Here is a 20,817-nt window from a genome sequence, read left to right on the forward strand (position 1 = left end):
TTGTTGATATTGATTCCCAGCCTTCGACGGCGCGGGACATCAATTCCGTTTGTGGCGACCTTCCGTAAACGTCTCGCAGTAAATCACTTTGCGGGCGGCCGGAAGGTCAGTCACTAGCTGAGGTCTGCAGACGTTAGATGGCCGTCATGCCGCCGTCGACGAACAACTCCGCCCCGTTCACGAAGCTCGAGTCGTCTGAAGCAAGAAACAGCGCGACCGTCGCGACTTCCTCAGATTGACCCATCTTTCCCCGCGGGATCAGGGATTCGAACATCGCCTTCGCCTCCTTGGTGAGAACTTCTTCCTGCATCGGTGTCGCGATCGCCCCCGGGACCAGCAGGTTCACCCGGATTTTCCGGCCCTTCAGTTCGTTGAGCCACGTGCGTGCGAAGGAGCGCAATGCTGCCTTGCTCGCCGCATACACGCCCCAACCAGGAAAACCCTTCACCGAAGCATTTGATCCGGTCATGATGACCGATGCGCCATCGTTCAACAGCGGCAACGCCTTCTGGACTGTAAACAGCGTTCCGCGCGCATTCACGTTGAAGGCCGCATCGAAGTGCTGCTCGGTAATCTCGCCCAGTGGGGCGGCCTCGCCCTGGCCAGCGTCGCGAACAGGACGTCGATCTTGCCCTTTTCTCGCTTAACCGTATCGAACAGACGGTCGAGATCGTCGAGATTTGCCGCGTCACCGCGCACGCCGGTCACGTTCCGGCCAATCAATTTGACGGCCTCATCGAGCTGCTCTTGCTTCCTACCCGTGATGAAAACGTAGGCGCCCTCTTCAACGAAGAGCATGGCGCTCGCCAGCGCCATGCCGCTCGATCCACCCGTGATGACTGCAACTTTTCCTTCAAGCTTTCCCATAATTACTCCCTTCGGTAGATGTCTAGCATTCAGTCGTCCAAGCAAGTTCTTTCATCGTGCGTCAACTGGATAGCGCGGGCCGACCGTTCAGCGCGGAAGTCGTTCCACCATGAACACGCTAGTCCCGCGGATCAGCGACTTCCGGCGATCGGGCGCGATTTCAGATGGCCGAGAAGCCGCCGTCGACAGCCAAATCCACCCCATTCACGAAGCTCGAATCGTCTGAAGCAAGAAACAGCGCGACCGCCGCAATTTCCTCAGGACGACCCATCTTTCCCCGCGGGATCAGGGATTCGAACATCTCCCTCGTCTCCTTGTCGAGTCGCTGGGAATCCGCTGTGTCGACCTGCCCCGGGCTCAGCACGTTCACCCGGATCTTCCTGCCCTTCAGTTCGTTGAGCCACGTGCGTGCGAATGAGCGCAATGCCGCCTTGCTCGCCGCATACACGCCGAAACCAGGAAAACCTTTCACCGAAGCAACTGACCCGATCATGATGATCGATCCGCCATCGTTGAACAGCGGCAACGCCTTCTGAACCGTAAACAGCGTTCCGCGCACGATCAGGTCGAAGCCCGCATCGAAGTGCTGCTCGGTAATCTCGCCCAGTTTGGCGGCTTCGCCCTTGCCCGCGCTCGCGAACAGGACGTCGATCTTGCCCTTTTCCCGCTTGACTGTGTCGAACAGACGGTCGAGGTCATCGAGATTGGACGCGTCGCCGCGCACGCCGGTCACGTTCCGGCCAATCAGCTTGACGGCCTCATCGAGCGCCTCCTGCCTCCGGCCCGTGATGAAAACGTAGGCGCCTTCTTCAACGAAGCGCTTGGCGCTCTCCAGCGCCAAGCCGCTCGATCCACCCGTGATGACTGCAACTTTTCCTTCAAGCTTTCCCATAATTACTCCCTTCGGTAGATGTCTAGCATTCAGTACAGTAGAGTAGAGTTCTTTGGCGGTGGACGAGAACTGCTCGGGGGTCCTAATCTTTTGTCTATTCGTCCAAAAAGAGGGCCGACCCGAGCTGTGTTGCACCTTTAATTGAGCTGGGACGCGCGGCTCGAGGAAAAGGAGTGTAGGAGTTGTGACGCTGGAAGGAAGGAGCATGTCCGTCATGGTTGAGGCCTCTTCTACCTGATGCTGCGCTTGTCCGACAAGCGAAGCTGTGCAGTTTCGTACAGTTCTCGCAGAACACTATGGCTTTCAAGAGCAGATGGAGTCTAAGTTGGATCCGATAACAGATATCTTCAGAACGATGCACGTAACCGCCTTCGGTCTGCACAGGCTCGAAGCCACAGCCCCATGGGGCGTAAAACAGGAAAATCAGACCGAAGAAAAAGTCACGCCTTCCGACAAAAAGATGTCACCCACAGATTTGGCGCACTTCGCGATGCTTTCGCGCGGCAACTGCTGGCTGAGTGTGGAAGGGATTCCGGACCCGATTCCGCTCACCGGTGGTGATTGCTTTTTGGTGGCTAAGGGGACTTCGATTGTTCTGCGCGACAGCCCGCGAACACGTCCGAGGTGGAGTTTCCGCGAGATTGGGGCCAAGGCCAACAGCAATGTCGCTCATTGTGGAGGAGGTGGCGCACCGACGACAATCGTCTGTGGGTCCTTCAGTTTCGATCGCGCCAGCCTGAGGCCGATCACTCAGTTATTGCCGAGCTTCATTCTGATTAAGGCCGATCAGAAAAGCACGCTTGCTCTTCACAACGCAATGCAGGCGCTGGCATCAGAAATGGCAGAACAGGCGCCTGGCTCTGAAGTAGTCGCGAGTCGGCTGGCCGAGGTTCTGTTTATCCAGGTACTCCGGACGCATATCGCGTCGGGACCGGAACGCAACAAAGGATGGCTTCGTGCTGTTTTCGATCCTCAAATGGGCACTGCCCTGAGTGCCATTCACGACAGAGTGAATTCGCCCTGGACGGTCGAATCCCTGGCCGAAGCGGCGGGCATGTCTCGCTCCGCATTCGCAGCGCGTTTTAAAGAGTTACTCGGACAAACACCACTGGAATATGTAACCGAGTGGCGGATGCAGAAGGCGATGCAGTTACTCCAACAGCGTGACAAAAAGCTCATAGACGTCGCTCGGTTGGTCGGTTACGAGTCCGACGCTGCGTTCAGTAAGGCATTCAAGCGAGTTGTCGGGGCCAACCCTGGTGAATACCTCAAGCGTGGTTTTGAAGGCCACGGTAATGCCGGAACGGCGGAAGATTTTTGAAGCGGAGGATTCTGACTTTGGCGGCGGGGCCTAGGTACCCAGGTGCCTCGCATTCGCGAACAGAACATCGCGGGTCCAAAACCGACCGAAGCAGACCACGATCAGTCCCGATAAACGCCGCAGTGTCTCGTTATCCCGGCGTTGACGCCCCATCAGAATTCCTGAACACTGGCTGACTCCGCAGCACTGGTCTCAGTAGAACAAGATGAAGGGTGCTACATTCGCAGCAGGTGCGAGACGATGGGACCACGAAGCATCGCGGGAAATCGCATGGGTTTGATAGTCCGCGGCCCTGCTCCTTGTAGGCCTCTCTACCTACTTAATCTCCCCGGATGATGTTGTGTGGCGTTTCATAAGAACTGCTCCGCACGCTCGCGCGTTGGAACATGCCCTATTCGGGATTGCAGCTGCCATCCTCGGCATTGCCTTGCTCCTCAAATCTGCATCCATCCAATCGAGGAGAATTTCCGGCAGGCGCGGCGGCTCGACCGATCTTGAGTAGCTGCCAACCTGAGGCTGTGTCGCTTGAAACTGGGGGAGTGAACTGGATGGCTTCATGCTGCGGTATCTCGCCGAGATACTGGGACCAGGGTTGCTGCACAATATTCCGCGCATACGGTGATTTGATCTGTGTATAAGCGATGACGTAATCGAACAGACTGCGAACGAGTTCCTGTCCGGTTGATGGCATGCTCGTCCTCTGCGCGTTTCCACATTATTGAACGTTGCGACGGGTAAGTCGACAAGGAAATACGCGAATGAGCCCACTCAGAAACGCTTTCGATCTGTACGTTGGCCCTAGATCGAATCACCTTTCTTTGGATAGTAGGCCTCACACTGGTTGATTGAGAATGTGGCATGGGAGTAGCGAGTTTTAGAATGCACCAGACCTTTCTGGGACATTGTTTTGACTCTCTATCATAGGGATTACGATGGAATGTGGAATTGGCCATTTCACGCAACAGGAAATAAAATGCGCATATATTTGTTATTTTGTGTATAATAATTCTCATTATGGGGAAGACGATGCCAGCCATACTCCCTCGTATGGCGCGCCTGCTTGAAGGCTTCGGTGCGAACCTCAAGCTTGCCCGGCTGCGGCGAAAGTATTCGTCGGAGACCGTTGCGCAGCGCGCCGGCATTACGAGGCGAACACTCTCGAAGGTGGAACAAGGCGATCCAGGTGTCGCGTTGGGTGTCTACGCACGAGTGATGCAGGTTCTACGACTGGAGAACGATCTCGCGCAGTTGGCTGTCGACGATGTTCTGGGCCGGAAGTTGCAGGATGCGGGGCTCACTCCAAAACGCCGCGCACCAAAACGGACATCCAGTAAATTAGCCAAGGAAAGACCTGCCGAGAACGAACCGAGGGATGCATGACTCGTTTCGATACCGTTCAAGTCTATGTCGATCTCGAACGTTTTGCGCAACCGGCCCTGATGGGAGAGCTTCACTGCCAGCAAAGCCGGTCAGGGGAAATCTTCTCCTTCAACTATGATGAGGCATGGCTTGTAGGGCCGGAGACCTATGCGTTTGATCCGGATCTTGCCCTTGTGGCAGGCCATCAATACCCAGCGTCCGACAGAGCAAACTTCGGCATTTTTCTCGATTCGTCTCCCGATCGATGGGGACGCGTGCTGATGCAGCGCCGTGAAAATTCACGCGCACGGCAAGAGCAGCGAAGGGCCCGCACCTTAACAGAATGGGACTTTCTGTTGGGTGTGCATGATGAGACCCGGCTTGGAGCGTTACGCTTCCGTGTGCCACCTGAGGGTGCGTTCATCGATAGCGATGAACACCTGGCTGCTCCTCCGATCACTTCGCTTCAGGAACTGCAAGCTGCCAGCCTCCAATTTGAGCAGCACATCAACGAGGAAGAACATCCAGAGTATGAAAGATGGCTCACTCAGCTATTTGCTCCCGGAACTTCGCTGGGTGGGGCGCGGCCTAAGGCCTCGGTGCGAGATGAAGAGGGAACGCTATGTATCGCTAAATTTCCAAGCCGGCAGGACACGCGCGACATCGGAGGCTGGGAGTTGGTGGCACACCGACTCGCTTTGAAGGCGGGTATTGTTGTTCCGGAAGCTCGTCCGCTCCGGCTTCAGGAAAGCACCTATACAACTTTTCTTGTGAAGCGATTTGATCGCACCCCGCATGGGAGGCGGCTCGCCTTCGTCTCTGCTATGACGCTCACGCAGCATAAAGACGGAGAGCCTGGGGCGAGTTATTTGGAGCTTGTCGATCTCCTGCAGTCAAGAGGCGCCGACACAGCTGCCGATTGTGAGCAGCTCTTTCGCCGAGTTCTCTTCAATATTCTGGTTCACAATACAGACGATCACCTGCGCAATCATGGCTTTTTCATCGGTGAGCAGGGTATCCGGCTTTCCCCTGCCTACGACATGAACCCGTCGATCGACCGCACGGAATTGACTTTGGCAATCAACGAAGTTGACACAACTTGTGATGTTGCGATTGCAATGGATGCCTATAGAGATTACAGCCTGACGACCCAACAGGCTGATCGTGTGCTACAGCATGTTCAGACGGCGATCCATAGCTGGCGCAGTGAAGCTAGCCGATTGCATATCCCACGTGCGGAGCAAGATCTGATGGCGTCAGCTTTTGAATAGCGAATCAATGGTTTATGGCCGATTTTCGCGATCAAGACCTATGTCGATGCAACTAATGGATTTCGACGATCGAGTGAGCTTCAATTGCGTCGTTACCATCTATTAGATGTCGTATCAATTTGCAATCTGCTATAGAGTCTTCGAGCAGAGCTAGTCACATTTTGTAGCACAAAAATTAACATTAGAGATCGCGTTGGCACAATGACAGGATTCGAGAATTTGAACGTGGGCGACGTGGTGACCAGGATGCTGGGCGGCACTATTCCGATGAAGCTGCCGGTATCTGCAATCACTGATCGAATCATCACATGTAGTGCTTGGCAATTTGACAGGGTGACTGGCGCTGAGATCGACGAGGTCCTGGGCTGGGGACCGCCCCCGCTCATGACCGGGAGCTACCTTGATCCGTCAAAGACTGAGTGTGCCACTTCGTGCGTCCGAGCAGACGATGCTGAAATCAGAACTCAAGGCAGGTAATGAGTATGCATTTCGTGAGAAGCGAATCGCTGGCGACCCGCTTGCGCGGATACGCCTGATCGAACATATCAGGGGAAACAAATGGAAGGCTCAGTGGATCGATACCCATCCAGGCTTGGTGGACTATGTGACAACGGCACAAATCCTCGTCCCCTGGAAAGAACATAAGCTATTCCTGCAAGAGGAGACAGATTTCGCCCGTCTTCGCGAGTACAACTCTATCCATGGTTATGAGGGGAGTTCACCTGTCTCTGAAGCTCTTCAACAGGTTTTCGAAAGCGTTGGCGAAGGAATCAGCTACGACCGCGGAATTCTACGAACAACTCGGGACTGGCTGAATCGACTGCGAACGCGCTGCCAGCTTCCTGAGTACACGCTCAAATGGCCGGCGTTTGCAGGTCGAGATGGCGTTCTACATCTACCGCATGACCAAGCTGCCGAGCTGGCACGCAGCTTTTGCATGGTGGAACCCGCGCCAGTCTTGATTGCGATAGAGGCCACGGAACGAAACTGGTCTATGGATGTTGCCCGCCCGGGTCATGAATATCTCATTCCTTTGTTGAATCAATATTGAGCGTCATGGGCAATCATTCGTCAATGGTGTGGCTCAGATGCGGCTGTAGCGGAGCGGGACAAGCGCATCGAGATTCTTGAGCGCCTGGTATGGGATGCAATTTATGCCTTACAAAAGGCTGGGTTGGATAGCGAAGCGGCTAGGTTACGTCGAACGATTGAGAGCCGTTGATCCATCTCCCACAAAACCATGCAATCCTTCCACACAAATGGCAGGATTGCATGGTTCAGTACATATGTTTAAATGAAGGGGTTATTCCTGCCGCGCATGGGTTTGGGGAAAGAAAAGTGAGCGCTCTTTTGAATGGGAAGCAATTTTTCCCATATTTGCGCGGCTTACGCTCATCGTCTTACGAGAAAGAGAACCGGCGTTAGAACCAATTTCTCTGCTGTAGTTTGGCTTGTTTGATATGCTAATTTAGCACTTGAGGGAAGGGCTCGATGGACTTTGTCCAAACTTTGTCCCAACCGAACTCACAGACCCTCAAATAACCTTACGGAACCGAACGATGACGTTTCGTAAGTTGCTGTATCCATATGATTCTGGGCGGTGAACCTGAGGCTCCTACGGTCTCAAAATCCGCCGAGGGCAACCGTCTCGCCGGCGGATGATCTCCGTCCTGTACAAATACGGTACAATGCGCATCTCTTTTATTTTTATATACTTAGATGATTAGCGCGTCTTCGGCGGCTCCGCTCGACTGTCCCTCGCTAACCTCATATACTACAGAATGCGTGGCGGAAAATCGGTCCGCGTGAATCCCATTTTCCTGGGACTATGGAGTGCGATTATTCAGATCGTTGGCGCGCCGGGGCGACGGTTGCGTAGACAAGGCGAGTCGACCTTCAATGAGTCCTACGCCCTGAAGTCACCAGTTGATACTGAGCTGCCTTCCGATTGCGAGACACTAACCCAAAGACTTACCTGGAGCAATTACGTCGCTATCGATAGGTCATGCGCTCAAGGTCCGGGGGATACCGGTCGCCCTCGACAGGAATTTCGGCAGTCGCTCTGTCCAGCTCCTGAAGATCATCCGCTGTGAGTTCGACGCAAGTCGACCCGATGTTCTCCTCCAGTCGCTGTAGTCTTGTAGTACCAGGAATCGGAACGATCCAGGGCTTCTGCGCAAGCAACCACGCGAGCGCTACCTGGGCCGGTGTCGCATGCTTCCGCTCTGCGAACGCTTGAATGACATCGATCAAACCACGATTCGCCTTTAGAGCCTGAGGTGAGAACCGCGGGAAGGTACCCCGGTTATCATTTGGATCAAACTTCGTATCTTCCGTGATCGTTCCGGTGAGATACCCCTTTCCCAGAGGGCTGTAAGGAACGAGACCGATGCCCAGTTCCTCAAGCGTCGGGATTATCTCTTCCTCGGGACGCTTCCACCACAGTGAGTATTCACTTTGCAGCGCCGTAACAGGTTGGACGGCGTGGGCACGCCGGATCGTCTGTGCTCCCGCTTCCGAGAGCCCGAAGTGTTTGACCTTGCCCTGCTGGATCAGATCTCGAACCGCGCCTGCAACCTCTTCAATCGGCACGTCGGGGTCAACGCGATGCTGATAGAGAAGGTCGATCGCTTCAACGCGGAGCCTCTTCAGCGAGTCCTCCACGGTCTGTCGGATGTACTCGGGACGGCTGCAAAGACCCTGTGGCTTAGAGTCTGCCCTAGGCCCAAAGTCGAAGCCAAATTTGGTCGCGATGACCACCTGATCCCGTAACGGCGCGAGCGCCTCTCCGACGAGTTCTTCGTTTAAAAATGGACCATAGACCTGAGCCGTATCGAAGAAGGTGATACCCCGTTCGACTGCGCCTCGGAGCAGGGCAATCATCTCCTCTTCGGTCCCGCTCACTTCTCCGTGGCCAGCGCTCATGCGCATGCATCCCAGCCCGATGGCAGAGAGCTCGAGCCCACTGGTTCCTAGCATCTTCTTTTGCATCGTATCCTCATCTCCCTGCGTTTATGTCTTGCTGGTTCGATTTTCACCGTTGCCGAACAGCTACGCCTACTGATCATTGGTTGAAGGTAAGGGCTGGCCTTGTACTTTGCTCGATAGGCATCGTCAATCCGATCGTTGATCGTTCCGTCTAATGCCTCGAATGTGACGTCCTTTGTTATCGCCGCTGCGGTGATCCGCCAACGCTTCTGTTGCATCGCGGCTTTGTACCAACGCGAAGCCGTGCCGTGATAAGCGCGCACATAAAGCGAGTCGTCTACAACGACCGACCAGATCCAAGTGGGCGTGCCGTACGTCATCCCATCCTCTCGGAACGGCGAGATGTGCAGATCGTCGGTGTCGGCGATCTTTCTCAATTCGTCTTTTCGGCCAGAAACTCATTCGTTCGATCCTCCTGCTTCGATGTGCTAGTGTTTCTGTCGTTTTTCGAAGACATCCTTGACAACGGGCAGAGCGGAAAAGGCATTGGGCCAACCAGCATAGAAGGCAATGTGCGTCAGCACTTCAGAGGCTTGTCCCTGGGTCAGTCCGTTATCCATCGCTCGACTGAGGTGATAGGTGATCTGCGCGACCTGCCCGGAGGCAATCAACGCGCTCACGGTAACCAGGCTTCGATCACGAGGCGCGAGAGCGGAGCGAAGCCAAAGATCGCGGAACAGAAGATCGGTCGTATTCTGCACGAGCCCCGGAGAGGTGGCGCCAAAGTTGGCGCTCACTTGCGTTGCCCTCTGCCCTCTGTCTCTCTGCTTCTTCATTCAGTGTAAGTAGTTTGTCTTTCGCTGGAGGTAACTGGTCGATGCCGATTCCACGTTGATGAAAGATGTCCTTCGCCACGGCAACCGCAGACATGGCATTCGCCCAGCCGGAATAAAACGCCAGGTGCGTGATGATCTCTGACAGTTCGCTGGGTTTTACATCGTTGTTTATAGCCAACGCGAAGTGATACGGCATCTCGATGGTCTGTATGCGAGCAATCAAAGCCGCCACCGTGACGATACTGCGGTCACGCGGGGAAAGCTCGGGCCGTTGCCAAAGACCATCGAGCAGTGCGACCTTCGTATAGTGCTCCAACGCCGGCGAGACCGCTCGGACGTCGTCATAGGTCAACACGGACGGTAGTGCATAGGATTTCGTTGTAGTCGTCATTCTCTCCTCCTCGGCGTAAGCCGGGCTACCTCCCCAAAGCGTGGCAATCATGCCGTCCATGGCTGCCTTCAACACGTCACGCCGTGTTGGTGTATTGATTCTTTGGACGCTGCCCGGCTGGACGCTCATCACTTTCTCTAACGCATCACATAACCGCCGTCGACCGAGATCGACTGGCCGGTGACATAGCTGGCGGCTGAACTGCAAAGCCATAGAACGGCATCCGCTATCTCTTCGGGTTCGCCCATGCGTCCCATCGGCACCAGGGTCCTGAGCATCTTGTCGAGCTCCTCCCCCTGACCTTCCTCGACCATCTTGTCTAACATCGGGGTCCGAATCATGCCTGGACACACGTCGTTCACACGAATGCCGCGTGTTGCGTATTCAAGGGCGGCGCTCTTGGTCAAGCCGATCACACCGTGTTTGGCAGCGTGATATGTTGCACGCTGAGCTCCGCCAATGAGACCTCCCAACGAGGAGCAGTTCACTATAGCGCCACTGCCTTGCGTCCGCATCTGCTGCAGCTCGAACTTCATGCAGCTCCATACGCCACGCAGATTGACCGCCATGACGCGATCATAATCATCGCGCGGGTAGTCGGCAGTTTCGACGAGCACGTTTTGAATGCCCGCGTTGTTGTAGGCCGCATCGAGCTGACCAAAGGCCGCGACGGTCTCTTTCACCATCGCTTCTACTTGCGTATCATCCGATACGTCACAGCGGAGAGCCAACGTCTTGTGTCCCTTATCTGCAAGGCTCTTTGCCGCGGACTGCACTTCCTTTTCGTTCCAGTCAGCCAACACTACAGACGCACCGGATTCAGCAAACGCCTTGGCTGTAGCGAGTCCCAGTCCGGACGCGGCTCCTGTCACAAGTGCAACTTTGTTCTCAAACGAGATGTTCATCTGCATTCCTCCAAATTCTTGTCTTATTTGTTGAGTTGGTACTGCTCATTCGTGACATGTTCGAGCCAGTTCACCGCGACACCATTGATGCTCTCCTGCACTGCGATATGGGTCATCGCGGTGGTCGGCGTGGCTCCGTGCCAGTGCTTGATTCCCGGCGGAATCCAGACGACATCGCCCTTGCGAATGACCTGAACAGGACCACCCCATTGCCGTATCCAGCCAACACCATCCGTCACGATCAGGATCTGGCCGAGCGGATGGGTGTGCCATGCCGAGCGTGCACCTGGCTGGAAAGTCACTGCGCCACCGCTGGTGCGGCTTGGCTCAGTCGGATCGAAGAGCGATTGCACACGAACGGAACCAGTAAATCGCTTGGGGGAGCCCGTAATAACGTTTTGCGCAGTGGCCGGCGTGATCGTGATCTGCGGAGTGCTCGTCTGGGCAGCAGCAACGTCGTTCATCACTATAGAAGCCAGCAAGAGTGTTACGGCAACCGGGTTTCTCATTTTCAACCCTTCCTCCTACCCAAAGGTTAGTGAACTGAGCGGTGTCGACGCCTTCCCGATCCTGCCAATTCTTTGCACGATCCTGTCTGCTCGTTGGATTTCATGCACATGCTTGGTTGCCTGGAGTTACGCTATTTTGGGGAGGCGAAGGATGCTGAAGCCCAAAAGAACTGCGGGATCGCGAGATTTGGCCGCGATCGAAATGAGGCGCTCTCTTGCGCAAAGAATTAAAGAGCTGGCAGAGGAGCCTGGAGAACATCTGACGCCGATTCCTGGACTGTCGCTCTATCACCGGACGAGTCCAACTCCTTGTTTCCGGGCTTCTTACGAACCGGGCCTAAGCATCTTTGTCCAGGGACGAAAGCGCATCCTGCTCGGCGGAACGGAGTATCTGTGTGATGGTTGGTCGTTCCTGCTCTCATCAATCGATGTGCCCGCTCAGAGCCAGATCATCGAAGCCTCGGAGAAGACGCCGCTACTGTCAATTTTCCTGCGCCTCGACATGCCGATGGTCCGGGAAGTTCTGAGCCGAGATGACATTCCAGAGGGGCCACCCTCTGCGCATCGTCAAGGCCTCGTTGTTGGTGAGACCACCGTTGGGTTGCTCAGGGCCGCGATGCGTATGCTTGAGCTTCTCGACACGCCAGAGGATATACCGTTTCTTAGTCCGTTGGCTCACCGCGAGATCCTGTATCGTATTCTTCGGACACCGCAGGCAGGTAGACTCCGCGCCATCGCAACGAGTGGCGATCTGGTTCAACGAACAGGACGAGCAATCTCGTGGCTGAGAGAAAACTATGCGAAGCCTCTGCACATGGAAGCACTCGCTTCTACAGCGAGGATGGGCGTTTCAACCCTTCATCATCAATTCCGGGCTCTCACAGGGATGAGTCCGTTGCAGTATCAAAAGCAATTGCGCCTACAAACCGCGCGCCAGCGGATGCTGATGGACGGATTCAACGCTACGACTGCTGCATATGAAGTGGGTTATGAGAGCGTTAGCCAGTTCAGCCGTGAGTACAGCAGATTCTTCGGGTTACCACCAATCCGAGATGTTAAGGCGTTGAAGAACGTCAACACAGCTTTGGAAAGTGTCGTCTGAAGTTTCTGGCGTTCTGAGCCGCGAGGCGAAGGAACCTCAGAAAAACTTGCTGAGCTGGTACAGGCAGCCGAGCGGGCCGTCAGGAGGTGAGTATGAAAATGAAACAAGCCTTAGTTCTTGGGCTACCGCTGATCGCCTCTTGTCTCTTCCTGGCAGTCAGGCGTGGATACACCGAACCGGTGGATAACCGCATTGTGAGACTCGCAGAACTGGAAATTTATCCTGACCAATTGAACGCCTACAAAGCGGCGCTGAAAGAAGAAATAGAGGCTTCTATCCGAACGGAACCGGGCGTGTTGACCTTGTATGCCGTCTCCGTAAAAGCTCATCCCGAACAGATTCGTCTTTTCGAGACCTATCGCGATGCTGCTTCATATCAAGCGCATCTGCAATCTCCCCATTTCAAGAAATACAAAGAACAGACACTGCAAATGGTGAAGTCACTCACGCTTCTCGATACTGACCCGATTCTGCTCGGCACGAAAGCTCAAAAATGAGCCCTGAGCGGGTAGTTCGGCAATTGATATCTTTGGAATCGGTAACAGCAAACGTGCTTCTCAGAAGTAATCCAATGCCTTAGCTTTCATGGTTCGATGAGTGAGTTGGCCTGATAGCGCCAATTGAGAAAAGCGATGCTTCACTGGCTCAATGTATAACCGAGACCAAGTATGCTTCCCTCTGGAGTGAACGGGGCTGTTGCATCCTTATCGAAGCAGAGGTCCTATTTGTGAAGCAGAGTTTCGCGGCAATTATCCTTGGTGGTACCGGACAAGTCGGCGGTGCAGCCGTCGCGGAACTGCTAGCAACTTCGGAATGCCGGCAATCTGAAACTAAACCATATGACCATTCATGTTAGTGAGCGCCATCTCGCTCACTAACGGACCGTTTGCATTCGACGTAGATCGATATCTTCTAACGCTGCCCGATAAGGCAGAAGATGGTAGCCGCGGTCCGAAGCGCAGCGGCGTCGGCTCAGATTAGAGATTGCGAAGGGCTGTCATAAAGTTTTCGATCTTGCGGGTCGACGAGGTTTTTCCGGATTTGAGGTTGCGTTCAATGCACAATCCGGAGAAGAAGGACAGCACCATCTCCGCAATTTCTGAAGGAGCCATCCTGGGTTTTTCGGCTTCGATGTTCATGGCGAGAAGGCGCTGCAATAGCGCTCGATTGTCCGTCACGACCCCGTAAGCCTCATCCGGAAGAATAGCGAACTCCCGCATAGAATTGACGGAAAAACACCCCTGCTGTTCCCCCTTGTTAAGAGGACCATTCTTGAGAAAATTCTCGACGTTCTTCCAGCCAAGAGGCTCTCTGGTAAGAAATCCTCTCTTCTCCTGGCTCTCAAGATAGTGGCGAAGGCAAGCAACAAAAAGATCTTCCTTGTCTCGGAACTCGCTATACAGCCCTGACTTGTTCACGCCTGTGGCTCGTTCCAGTTCCTGAAGACTGGTATCTGCGAACCCATGTTTCCAGAAGACAGGCATCGCCTTCTCCAGCACTTCCTCACGACTAAAGTTCTTCGGGCGCCCCATAGACACACATTATCCGATAAAGAACTAAATAGTTCAATATTTCTGCATCCTCGCCCCGCCTTCATCATCGTATAGAACTGAATGGTTCATAACGGGTCCGACACGATCGGGCAAGATCGCTACCGAACCGACTTCGTGAATTGTTCCGAGAAATACCAAAGGAGATTCTATGTCTAAGTTAGCGAAGAGAGTGGCATTGGTTACTGGCGGTTCGCGGGGCATTGGCGCAGCTATTGCGAAGCGTCTGGCTGCCGATGGAGCAAGCGTAGCCATCACATATGCAAAGGACGCCAGCGCGGCCTCGGCCGTAGTCAGAGCGATTGAACTCGGTGGCGGAAAGGCCATCGCGATCCAGGCGGACGCTGCTAACGTTGAAGCAGTCAAGGGTGCAGTCGAAAAGGCCGTCTCGACCTTCGGTCGACTTGATGTGCTTGTGAACAATGCCGGCACCGCCATTCCGAAACCGTTCGAGGAGGCGACGCAGGAGGAGATGGATCGTGTGATCGACATCAACGTCCGCGGTGTATTCGCTACCACGCAGGCGGCGCTGAAGCACATGAAGGATGGTGGTCGTATCATCATGGTCGGTTCGGCTGTGGGTGAGCGTGCTGTCGCTCCCGGGCTTGTGCCCTACGCGGCCACGAAAGGAGCCGTCAAGATGTTTACCCAGGCACTATCCAGAGAGGTGGGGAGCCGGGGCATTACGGTCAACAACGTCCAGCCGGGTCCGATCGACACGGATTTGAATCCCGCCTCGGGTGCTTGGGCGATACCACAGAAGGCCGCAACAGCGCTCGACCGTTATGGACGCGTAGATGAGATCGCCGCGATGGTGGCTTTTGTCGCCGGTGCGGAGTCCTCGTACATCACCGGGGCGAATCTTACCGTGGATGGCGGAATGAACGCTTGAACCAACGCGCACTCAGTCAATGGGCCTTACGACAGAGGTATCCGTGCTGACCTGGTTGAGATCCGACGACCTAAAGGAGTCGGCTCTCCTTCGACTTCAGGTGCGCACTCGTAACTGACATCTGAGAGAGGGGATTATGGCTATATTGCAAAACAAAACCGCGCTGGTAACGGGGGCCTCAAAAGGGATCGGACGCGCAACTGCGGCTGCGCTTGCCAGGGCCGGGGCCCACGTCCTGGTTCACTATGGCCGCTCCACGCAGGAAGCGGAATCTCTCGTCGCCGAAATCCAAACGAAGGTGGACGCGCGACTGCAATCTCGGTAGACCTAAAAACTCCAGAGGGCACTTCGCTGCTTGCCAAGAAGGTTCGCTCCATCGTCGGCGATCGATTGGATGTGCTTGTGCTCAACGCCGGAATCAGCAAGGCGGCACGCATTGCGGATTACACGGTAGAGGATTTTGACAGCCTCTTTGCGACAAACGTCCGAGGCCCGTTCTTCCTGGTACAGCAACTGTTGCCGGTTCTTGGCGACGGTTCAAGCATCGTTGCTGTCTCATCTGCTGTTGCCCGTACCGTGGTTGGCAAGCCCGACGTGGAAAATCCCTCGATTCTTGCCTACGCCTCTACCAAAGGGGCAATTGAGACTTTGGTCGATCGTTCTCGAAGTCTTCGACACTCTCTTCAACAAACGCGACTACGCGGCAGCAGAACAATTCTGGTCGCCGAAGTACATCCAGCATAGTGCGCACATCGCGCGGGGACGCGAAGGGTTGTTCGCTCTGGTCCGTCGTCGCCAGAAACGTTGCGCTACGAAAACCAACTCATTGTCGCAGAAGGCGATTACGTCATCGCGCACGGCCGTTTCTCGGGAAACGGAAGGCCCGCAGCTTGGATTGCGGCCGACGTCGTCCGATTCGAAACGGTCTTCTTAGAGAACATTGGGATGTTCTGCAGGACGAGGCGACCAAGGCCGAATCCGTCAGCTGCCTTCCCATGTTTGGCGACACATTCACGAAGTGACAGTCGAAAAACAACGCGCTTATCCTGAAGACGTCCGACACCCTTTTTAAGAGATTAAGGAGGTACTAGCTATGATTTCACCCGTTGCTTTGAATGGCATGTATGTGATTTTGGGGGCAAGCGGGAACACCGGCTCGATCATCGCCAATTCCCTGCTATTGAAGGGCGAGAAGGTGCGCGTCGGGGGACGCGACGCGGGGCGACTACAGCGCTTTGTGGACAAAGGCGCGGAAGCGTTCACGGCCGACATGAGCGATGCGGCTGCGCTCACCAATGCCTTCACAGGTGCGCGCGCGGCATACTTGCTGTTGCCGCCAGCGAAATCCCGGGAGGACCAGGAGCGAGAGAGTAGCGCGATCGCGAAAGCTGTGAAGGAATCCGGCCTTCGATACGCGGTGCACTTGAGCAGCTATGGTGCGCAAGTTCCGGAAGGTACGGGGCCAGTCGCGGGACTGCATTCTTCGGAACAAAAACTGAACGCGATCAGCGGTTTGAACGTTCTGCACCTGCGCGCCGCCTATTTCATGGAGAACAATCTGGCGGCGATCGGCACAATTCATGGGATGGGAGTGTTCGGAAATGCGTTGCTACCCGACGTGAAGCTGCCCATGATCGCGACGCGCGACGTCGGCGACTACGCAGTCGAACGCCTCCTGCACCTGGATTTTTCCAGCAAACAAACCCGCGAACTGCTTGGCGCGAGCGCGACCTGTCGATCACGGAAGCTATCGCTGTGATTGCGCGCGACATTGGCAAACCGGATTTGCGTTACCAGCAGTTCCCGTATAACCAGGTGCAGCAGGCCTTGATGCAAATGGGTGTTCCGCCGAAGGGAGCCGCTTTGTACATCGAGATGTACAAGGCCATCAACGCAGGAGTCCTCGTTGCGTTAGAGCCGCGTTCACCGGAAAACAGCACACCGACTTCGTTTGAAAAATTCGTGCAGGATGTTTTTGCGGCTGCGTATCAAGACAAGCCCCAGCTGAATAAGGGACAGTGAGGAAGACTACCGATGGCCGCAACTAAAAAGCTGCAAGGAAAAGTAGCAGTGATAACTGGTGGCACAACCGGGATAGGGTTCGCTGCAGCAAAGCTCTTCGTGAACGAGGGTGCCTACGTATTCATCACTGGCCGTCGTCAAAAGGAACTCGACGAGGCCGTGAAAGCAATCGGTAACAACGTTACTGGCGTTCAGGGTGACATCGCCAAACTGACCGACATTGATCGTCTTTACGAGGCCGTCAAGTCGAAGGGGAGAATCGATGTCGTTTTCGCCAACGCCGGCGTCGCTGAATTTGCTCCCTTGGGAAAGATCACGGAAGAGCATTTCGACAGACTCTTCGATATCAACGTCAAGGGAACGCTGTTCACGGTACAAAAGGCCCTTCCTCTCATGAATGACGGTGGATCTATCATTCTCAATGGCTCGGTCGCAAGCGTGAAAGGTACGCCGGCCTTCGGTGTCTACGGCGCGACGAAGGCCGCTCTCCGTTCCTTTGTGCGGACCTGGACCTCGGATCTCAAGGATCGTCATATTCGCTCAAATGTCGTTAGCCCCGGTCCGACCGATACGCCAGCTATCGATGGACAACCTGAAGATGCCATCGTACGGATCGTGTCCACCATCCCGATGGGACGGATGGGGGAGCCCGATGAAATTGCCAAAGCGGCGCTGTTTCTAGCTTCAGATGACTCCAGTTTCGTCACGGGTATCGAACTGTTCGTTGATGGCGGCAGAGGGCAAATCTGATCGAGGGCTACTGCGCTGCCTCGTTACTTTGAGCGAGCTTCATAAACCCGCTCATAACAAGAACGTCCAATATTGATTCGTAAGAAAGGAAGAACAATGAGCAATTCAAATGCGGAGAAGAATAAGGCGGTCGTACTGGAAGCATTCGATATCCTGTTCAATAAACGCGATTACGTGACGGCGGAGTCGTACTGGTCTCCCAACTACATTCAACACAGCGCCCATATCGAGCCGGGACGAGACGGGCTCTTCAACCTCATCAAGGCTGCTCCGCCGTCGCTAAAGTATGAGCCCGGGGTGATTCTTGCAGAAGGTGACTACGTCATCGTTCACGGCCGATTCTCCAACATCGGACTGCCGGCGAACTGGATCGCCGCGGACGTCGTTCGCTTGAAGGATGGAATTCTCGTCGAACACTGGGATGTCATTCAGGACGAGGCTACGGAGCAACAGTCTAAGAGCGGGAATCCGATGTTCGGCGACTCATTCCCGAAGTAAACACGAGCGGCACGTCACTCAACAACCCTCCTCTCTGCACAGCCAAGGTTCTATGGACGACCTACTCAAACTCGCAAACGAAGCTCATGGCGGGCTCGAACGTTGGCGTCGGCTCAACTTGGTAAGAGCCGGCGCCTCGATCACGGGCGCGCTCTGGCACCTCACGGGACAACCGGATGTGCTCAAAAATGTTCAGGTAGTTGCTCAACTCCATCGCCAACATTTGGTCACTCACCTCATCGGGAAAGATCGGCGAACGATATTCACTCCGAGCCACGTCTCAATCGAGTCAGAATCCGGGGTTGTCGAAGAAACCCGCGTAGATCCGGCTACCTCGTTTCGAGGGGAGAGCCTCGATAGCCCATGGGACATGCTGCATGTCGAGTGTCGAACGGGGATGTCTATCGCTGGCGGCAACTTTGGAACGAATCGGCAGACATCCGCGTCCACGTGTAGGTACCGACCTTAGTCTCTCATCCCTCCATAGGAAGTCGCATAGGGACAAGAAAGTTGCTGGCGAGAAGATAGGCGAATAGATGTCCGAGAGGTGGCGCGCGACGCAGCTCGTTTGCCGAAACCAATCCATTGGTCTCATTCCACTCCCAACCGTTGACGGAAGCACTCTTCAGCCATTCCCGCAGATCCGCGGCGGTCATCGGATAAACGTAGATGCGAACATTCTGGGCGAAGAGACGGGCGAGGGCTTCGAGAAGTCTGCCTTCGAGATTGCCGTAAATGTCTTCAAACGCTCGAATCACCATGGAAAGGCCTCCGACGACGCGTACAGGCGCCTTTGTATGGCGGTTTACGAGAGCTGTCATTTGGTAGAGTTCGGGTTTACGAAAAAGCAGCACGTCGCCTGCGGCGAGAAGCGAATCGATGCGACGAAGCACGTCGGGAGTTTCAGGGGCTGGTTCTTCCGGCACGAGCGGAGCAACGGTGAGGCAAAAAAAGCCAGCGGGTGTCGATTTTGTTTCGCCGAGGTCTCCCTGGAGCTCTTGAATCGCCGAAGCCAATAATCGCAAATGAACGTGCGTGTGAACTGAATCGGTGTGGCCGAAGTATCCCGGTGCAAGGACGACGGCTTTGTTGTGGAGAACCTCGGTAGGGGGAAGAGCTGAGCCCTTGGTGGAAAAAAATACTGACTCTGCGAATCCCGCACGAACCAGGTCGACCAGCAGGGCCCGGCGATCCCAAGTCTCGAATGCTGGCCCGTGAAGATCCATGTAATCGATCTCGATCCGCTCCGCGACGACGTCTTGTGCCAGACCTTCCAGAAATAAGTCTTTGATCTGCACATCATAGAATGCGGCATAGATGAGGTTGACGCCCAGAATACCGATGGCTTCCTGTTGGAGTGCATTCGAAGGATCGCGCATATTGATGTGCAGCAGGACATCGTTGGGAGTGCCACCGGGCTGCAACTGGAATCGCAGACCAATCCAACCATGTTGGTCGTTGGTTCCGGCGAAGTTACGGGCGGAGACGGTATCAACAAAGCAGAAGAACCGAGTCTGCGGCCCACGAGTCTCGTTTAATTGCGTGAGAAGTTGGCCCCATTCGTTGTCCAGCATCGCCTCGAGTCGCTGTTTGGATACATAGCGCGACCCGGAGCCGTAAAGATCATCGCTGACTTCCTTATCGTACGCGGAAATGGTTTTAGCCACAGTGCCGGAAGCCCCTCCCACGAGAAGAAACCAACGTGCGACTTCCTGTCCGGCGCCGATTTCGGCGAAAGACCCAAAGGTTGATGTATCAAGATTAATAGTGAGCGCTTTGTGGTGAGTGTCGAGTTTTTGAGCAGAAGGCATAGCCATCACCTCGTTGAATTGCGGTTTACCGAGTGGGTTGTTGCACATCAATGTCCACCGCCCGCACCCAAGATACGTGCTTTTTTCATAAAGAACAAAGCAATTGCGCTTGAGAGTAGCACGCAGCCCATCGCGAGGAAACAATCGCTGTATGCGAGCAGGAATGCTTGGCGGCGGACCGCGCCACCTATAGCACCAATTACGCGCACGTGAGCCGAAGACGGGGCGCTGCCCTGAGACATGAGCCAACTGCAGCAGGCGTTCCTGCACAGCACCTGAGTAAATCGTCACGGACTCTCCGATGCGGGCCGAGTGGAAGCGTTCTCTCACGGAAAGCAATGTCGAAAGTCCGGCGATGCCGATCGAGCCTCCAATGTTTCTCATCGTGTTGAAAATTGCACAGGCTGAACCGGGTTAGCGTCCCTTAGCCATTCCAGCCGTGGAGACGGCAGAGAGTGGAACCATGATAAGAGGCTGACCCAGCGCGCGGATAGCGAGTGGGATATAGAACTGTGGTCCCGCAAAATTCGAATCGAGATGAGAAGTGAAAAACGAGCTACCGCCAAATAAGAGTATTCCGATGCCAATAAGAATTCGCGCGTCGAAGCGTTGCATCAACCTCGGCACCAAGGGAATGACGAGGAGTTGCGGAAGGCCCAGCCAGATAATGACCTTGCCGATCTGTACTTGATGAACGCGGTGGTATCGCAGGACCGCGATCTTCAAATTCTGACGCAGAAACGTAATGAAGTGCAGTCCGTTACGAGCTGGACTATCAACAGACGAAGACCGCGGCGGTGCCGGGTGAGGGCTTACGCGCATGGCTGAATGGGCTTCAGTTTGCAAGCCTGTTCCTGCTCGGTATGCGTCACATCGCCGACGGCACCGACCACCGTCTGCCGCCGGTTCACGA

General features: G+C 55.0%; 22 protein-coding genes and 2 pseudogenes. 12 read left to right on the forward strand and 12 right to left on the reverse strand.

Annotation, left to right across the window (positions count from 1 at the left end; all coding sequences use genetic code 11):
- Positions 1 to 133: 133 nt before the first annotated feature.
- Positions 134 to 867, reverse strand: a pseudogene (locus HDF12_RS07220) (SDR family NAD(P)-dependent oxidoreductase).
- A 160-nt stretch (positions 868 to 1,027) separates the two neighbouring features.
- Positions 1,028 to 1,759, reverse strand: coding sequence for an SDR family NAD(P)-dependent oxidoreductase (locus HDF12_RS07225; RefSeq protein WP_179581868.1), 732 nt, complete (start codon positions 1,757 to 1,759; stop codon positions 1,028 to 1,030).
- A gap of 325 nt (positions 1,760 to 2,084) precedes the next feature.
- Here HDF12_RS07225 and HDF12_RS07230 point away from each other — a divergent pair, with 325 nt between their 5' ends.
- Positions 2,085 to 3,080, forward strand: a complete 996-nt coding sequence (locus HDF12_RS07230; RefSeq protein ID WP_218892411.1) for an AraC family transcriptional regulator — start codon at positions 2,085 to 2,087, stop codon at positions 3,078 to 3,080.
- A 391-nt stretch (positions 3,081 to 3,471) separates the two neighbouring features.
- Here the strand turns inward: HDF12_RS07230 and HDF12_RS07235 are convergent, their stop codons facing one another.
- Positions 3,472 to 3,771, reverse strand: coding sequence for a hypothetical protein (locus HDF12_RS07235; protein ID WP_179581869.1), 300 nt, complete (start codon positions 3,769 to 3,771; stop codon positions 3,472 to 3,474).
- 335 nt (positions 3,772 to 4,106) lie between these two features.
- Between HDF12_RS07235 and HDF12_RS07240 the strand changes: the two genes are divergently transcribed.
- The 3 genes from HDF12_RS07240 to HDF12_RS07250 all read left to right on the forward strand — a co-directional run bounded on the left by HDF12_RS07240 (position 4,107) and on the right by HDF12_RS07250 (position 6,761).
- Entirely contained in the window at positions 4,107 to 4,460 is a 354-nt protein-coding gene (locus tag HDF12_RS07240; protein ID WP_218892322.1) for a helix-turn-helix domain-containing protein, read from the forward strand.
- Positions 4,457 to 5,710 (forward strand): type II toxin-antitoxin system HipA family toxin, encoded by a 1,254-nt coding sequence (locus HDF12_RS07245; protein WP_179581871.1) that lies wholly within the window; start codon positions 4,457 to 4,459, stop codon positions 5,708 to 5,710. The genes HDF12_RS07240 and HDF12_RS07245 overlap by 4 nt, the downstream gene beginning before the upstream one ends.
- Before the next feature lie 448 nt (positions 5,711 to 6,158).
- The gene (locus HDF12_RS07250) at positions 6,159 to 6,761 is read left to right on the forward strand and encodes a hypothetical protein (RefSeq protein WP_179581872.1); all 603 of its coding nucleotides are present in this window, start codon (positions 6,159 to 6,161) and stop codon (positions 6,759 to 6,761) included.
- A gap of 941 nt (positions 6,762 to 7,702) precedes the next feature.
- Here HDF12_RS07250 and HDF12_RS07255 read toward each other — a convergent pair.
- Genes HDF12_RS07255 through HDF12_RS07275 form a run of 6 tightly spaced genes read right to left on the reverse strand, consistent with a single transcriptional unit; the run spans position 7,703 to position 11,279 of the window.
- Complete coding sequence (locus HDF12_RS07255) at positions 7,703 to 8,701, reverse strand: aldo/keto reductase (protein WP_179581873.1); 999 nt, start codon at positions 8,699 to 8,701, stop codon at positions 7,703 to 7,705.
- On the reverse strand, positions 8,683 to 9,075 hold the full coding sequence (locus HDF12_RS07260; RefSeq protein WP_179581874.1) for a DUF2255 family protein: 393 nt from the start codon (positions 9,073 to 9,075) through the stop codon (positions 8,683 to 8,685). Before HDF12_RS07260 ends, HDF12_RS07255 begins: the two co-directional genes overlap by 19 nt.
- Positions 9,076 to 9,126: 51 nt before the next feature.
- On the reverse strand, positions 9,127 to 9,435 hold the full coding sequence (locus HDF12_RS21980; RefSeq protein WP_373563859.1) for a carboxymuconolactone decarboxylase family protein: 309 nt from the start codon (positions 9,433 to 9,435) through the stop codon (positions 9,127 to 9,129).
- Complete coding sequence (locus HDF12_RS07265) at positions 9,335 to 9,994, reverse strand: carboxymuconolactone decarboxylase family protein (RefSeq protein WP_218892324.1); 660 nt, start codon at positions 9,992 to 9,994, stop codon at positions 9,335 to 9,337. Before HDF12_RS07265 ends, HDF12_RS21980 begins: the two co-directional genes overlap by 101 nt.
- A gap of 8 nt (positions 9,995 to 10,002) precedes the next feature.
- A complete protein-coding gene (locus tag HDF12_RS07270; protein ID WP_179581875.1) occupies positions 10,003 to 10,770 on the reverse strand; it encodes an SDR family NAD(P)-dependent oxidoreductase in 768 nt (255 codons plus the stop codon).
- Between the two features lie 23 nt (positions 10,771 to 10,793).
- Positions 10,794 to 11,279: a (R)-mandelonitrile lyase gene (locus tag HDF12_RS07275; protein WP_179581876.1), complete on the reverse strand. Its 486-nt coding sequence runs from the start codon at positions 11,277 to 11,279 to the stop codon at positions 10,794 to 10,796.
- Positions 11,280 to 11,430: 151 nt separating this feature from the next.
- Here HDF12_RS07275 and HDF12_RS07280 point away from each other — a divergent pair, with 151 nt between their 5' ends.
- Both HDF12_RS07280 and HDF12_RS07285 read left to right on the forward strand, forming a co-directional pair.
- Complete coding sequence (locus HDF12_RS07280) at positions 11,431 to 12,381, forward strand: AraC family transcriptional regulator (RefSeq protein ID WP_179581877.1); 951 nt, start codon at positions 11,431 to 11,433, stop codon at positions 12,379 to 12,381.
- Between the two features lie 92 nt (positions 12,382 to 12,473).
- Positions 12,474 to 12,878, forward strand: a complete 405-nt coding sequence (locus HDF12_RS07285; RefSeq protein ID WP_179581878.1) for a putative quinol monooxygenase — start codon at positions 12,474 to 12,476, stop codon at positions 12,876 to 12,878.
- 480 nt (positions 12,879 to 13,358) lie between these two features.
- Here HDF12_RS07285 and HDF12_RS07290 read toward each other — a convergent pair whose 3' ends face one another.
- Positions 13,359 to 13,913, reverse strand: coding sequence for a TetR/AcrR family transcriptional regulator (locus tag HDF12_RS07290; protein ID WP_179581879.1), 555 nt, complete (start codon positions 13,911 to 13,913; stop codon positions 13,359 to 13,361).
- A 169-nt stretch (positions 13,914 to 14,082) separates the two neighbouring features.
- On the opposite strand from HDF12_RS07290, the gene HDF12_RS07295 reads away from it, so the two are divergent.
- The 6 genes and pseudogenes from HDF12_RS07295 to HDF12_RS07320 all read left to right on the forward strand — a co-directional run bounded on the left by HDF12_RS07295 (position 14,083) and on the right by HDF12_RS07320 (position 18,093).
- On the forward strand, positions 14,083 to 14,823 hold the full coding sequence (locus tag HDF12_RS07295; RefSeq protein WP_179581880.1) for an SDR family NAD(P)-dependent oxidoreductase: 741 nt from the start codon (positions 14,083 to 14,085) through the stop codon (positions 14,821 to 14,823).
- A gap of 136 nt (positions 14,824 to 14,959) precedes the next feature.
- Positions 14,960 to 15,567: pseudogene (locus HDF12_RS07300) on the forward strand (SDR family NAD(P)-dependent oxidoreductase).
- Positions 15,568 to 15,916: 349 nt separating this feature from the next.
- A complete protein-coding gene (locus HDF12_RS07305) occupies positions 15,917 to 16,582 on the forward strand; it encodes an NmrA family NAD(P)-binding protein (RefSeq protein ID WP_179581881.1) in 666 nt (221 codons plus the stop codon).
- Positions 16,579 to 16,845 (forward strand): hypothetical protein, encoded by a 267-nt coding sequence (locus tag HDF12_RS07310; protein WP_179581882.1) that lies wholly within the window; start codon positions 16,579 to 16,581, stop codon positions 16,843 to 16,845. Before HDF12_RS07305 ends, HDF12_RS07310 begins: the two co-directional genes overlap by 4 nt.
- A gap of 12 nt (positions 16,846 to 16,857) precedes the next feature.
- A complete protein-coding gene (locus tag HDF12_RS07315; RefSeq protein WP_179581883.1) occupies positions 16,858 to 17,595 on the forward strand; it encodes an SDR family oxidoreductase in 738 nt (245 codons plus the stop codon).
- A gap of 96 nt (positions 17,596 to 17,691) precedes the next feature.
- Positions 17,692 to 18,093, forward strand: a complete 402-nt coding sequence (locus tag HDF12_RS07320; RefSeq protein WP_179581884.1) for a nuclear transport factor 2 family protein — start codon at positions 17,692 to 17,694, stop codon at positions 18,091 to 18,093.
- Between the two features lie 473 nt (positions 18,094 to 18,566).
- Here HDF12_RS07320 and HDF12_RS07325 read toward each other — a convergent pair whose 3' ends face one another.
- Positions 18,567 to 19,760 carry a hypothetical protein gene (locus HDF12_RS07325; RefSeq protein ID WP_348641578.1) on the reverse strand — a complete coding sequence of 398 codons (1,194 nt, stop codon included), beginning with the start codon at positions 19,758 to 19,760 and terminating at the stop codon, positions 18,567 to 18,569.
- Between the two features lie 558 nt (positions 19,761 to 20,318).
- Positions 20,319 to 20,726 (reverse strand): MFS transporter, encoded by a 408-nt coding sequence (locus tag HDF12_RS07330; protein ID WP_179581886.1) that lies wholly within the window; start codon positions 20,724 to 20,726, stop codon positions 20,319 to 20,321.
- Positions 20,727 to 20,817 lie beyond the last annotated feature (91 nt).

Source organism: Tunturiibacter gelidiferens (assembly GCF_013410115.1).
Classification (GTDB): domain Bacteria; phylum Acidobacteriota; class Terriglobia; order Terriglobales; family Acidobacteriaceae; genus Edaphobacter; species Edaphobacter gelidiferens.